The organism is Okeania sp. (assembly GCF_983059655.1).
Genome location: NZ_CEZPJD010001101.1, coordinates 1 through 2089 on the forward strand (window position 1 = coordinate 1; position 2089 = coordinate 2089).

The following is a 2089-nucleotide window of genomic DNA, read 5'->3' on the forward strand; positions in this document are numbered from 1 at the left end:
ATAGTTAGTATTAATAATCGCAAGTTCCGATAAAATAAGGTAGCCATTTCAGTTAAAAGTTAGAAGTTATCAGTTTTTCTCCTCTCAAAACAATCTATCAGGTTTATTTGTTATAAAACTCATAATGTGCCGATCAGACTCATAAACCCAAAAGGATAGCCAAATAACCATAAACCGAAAAATCCTAAACCAATGGCAGATATAGCAACTCCACCAATAATGGCAGTTGCTCGGAAAAAATTAAAGGATAAAACTAAGATTGAAGCTGCTAATAAAAAGACAAGACGCACCATACCAAACAAAGCAGCTTTCGCATCACCTTGTTTTTCCGACTCTCCAGCAATTTCCAAGCAATATATCTATGGTAACTCAAAATTTTAGGCGTTGCTGATTCTGGGTATGATTTTGCCCCCCTAGCCCCCCAATTTTGGGGGGAATAAAACTCTAAAAGTCCCCCAATTTTGGGGGCGTGGACCAGAACTAAACAATCACGTATTCATACTTCAATTCAGCAACGCCAAATTTTAATTATTCAACGGCTTTGTTGCCACTTATTCAAAACTTCAGAAGGTAAAACCCTAGAAGCAATAAAACCTTGAATTAAGTTTACCCATCTGCCATAAGGTATAATTGTCATGTAAAATTTATCAAAACTAAATACTAATGACTCAGATTGCTCAAGAATTAATAGCAGAATCAAAAATAGAGGGAAAAATAGAAGTTATTCCTCGCTTATTAAAGGAAGGCTTTTCTGTGGAAAAGATTGCTGAAATTTTGGAATTAGAAATTGAGCAAGTGCGACAAGCTATTGCTAAAATGCTTAACACTATAGACTCTGAAGATGGGGAAATTTTAGAAAAAATGATTCAAAAAATGTATAAGCGTTTATTGAGTCAAAGTGTGAGTTATAGCCTGGGATATCCAGGAAACTACAACTTTAATTACAGTGAATTATTTCCTTTTCTTGGTTATCACATAAATAATGCAGGAGATCCATTCCAACTTGGTAATTATCTGGTTCAATCGAAAATATTTGAACAGTATTGTATCAGGTATTTTGCTCAATTGTACAACTTATCAGACCATTGGGGTTATGTTACTACTGGCGGCACTGAAGGAAATATCTACGGTATCTTAATAGGACGAGATCTGTATCCCAATGGAATTCTTTACTACTCTCAAGATAGTCATTACTCAATACCGAAAGCCGCTCATCTCCTCAAAATACCTCATGTAATCATTAATTCCCTGGCAAATGGTGAAATTAATTATGAACATCTCGAACAAGAAATATCAAAAAGAAAAGAGCATAGTGTGATTCTCAATCTCAACTTGGGAACAACTATGAAAGGAGCAGTAGATAGAATAGATCGAGCTGTGGAAATTTTGGAGAAGCTCAATATTCCTTTCCATATTCACTGTGATGCTGCTTTGGGTGGGATGTTGCTTCCTTTCATAGAAGGAGCACCAAAAATTAGTTTTCAAGATTATCCTATTGGCAGTATTGCCATCAGTGGTCACAAATTTCTGGGAAGTCCTATTCCTTATGGAGTAGTAATGACTCGGAAAAGTTTAGTAGAAAATATGGATAGAGAGATTGAATATGTTGGTCTTGGTCTCAAAGATACGACTATTACTGGTTCTCGTAATGGGTTAGCGGTTCTATTCCTGTGGTACGCTATCTTCAAGAGAAGAAAACAGTTTGCTCAAGAGGTTTCAACTAGCATAGAAAATGCTCGTTATTTGTATAAGCGTCTACAAATAATTGGCTATAATCCCATGCTAAATGACTTTTCTATTACAGTAGTTTTTGATAAACCTCCCAAAGAAATTTGTTGGAAATGGCAGTTAGCTACCCAAGATAATTTAGCTCATGTTGTTGTCATGCAGCACGTTTCTCAAGAGAAAATAGACCTGTTAATTCAGGATTTATCTATTTCTACCAAAATTAACCAAAAGTAAATAACAACATGGAACCAGATAGAGAGCAACAAGAGTCGAACCACCAACACCACCAGCGATCGCCACAGCTAGAGGAGGCCAAAAACTACCACCTCCTAACAATAAGGGCACAAACCCAATCATTGTG

The 2089-nt window shown here is 36.1% G+C and carries 2 protein-coding genes; one reads left to right on the plus strand and one right to left on the minus strand.

What is annotated here, in order from left to right; translation table 11 throughout:
• Window positions 1-119 precede the first annotated feature (119 nt).
• On the minus strand, window positions 120-350 hold the full coding sequence (locus tag AC3DU7_RS32180) for a hypothetical protein (protein ID WP_488043292.1): 231 nt from the start codon (window positions 348-350) through the stop codon (window positions 120-122).
• A gap of 313 nt (window positions 351-663) precedes the next feature.
• On the opposite strand from AC3DU7_RS32180, the gene AC3DU7_RS32185 reads away from it, so the two are divergent.
• Complete coding sequence (locus AC3DU7_RS32185) at window positions 664-1962, plus strand: histidine decarboxylase (RefSeq protein WP_488043293.1); 1299 nt, start codon at window positions 664-666, stop codon at window positions 1960-1962.
• Window positions 1963-2089 lie beyond the last annotated feature (127 nt).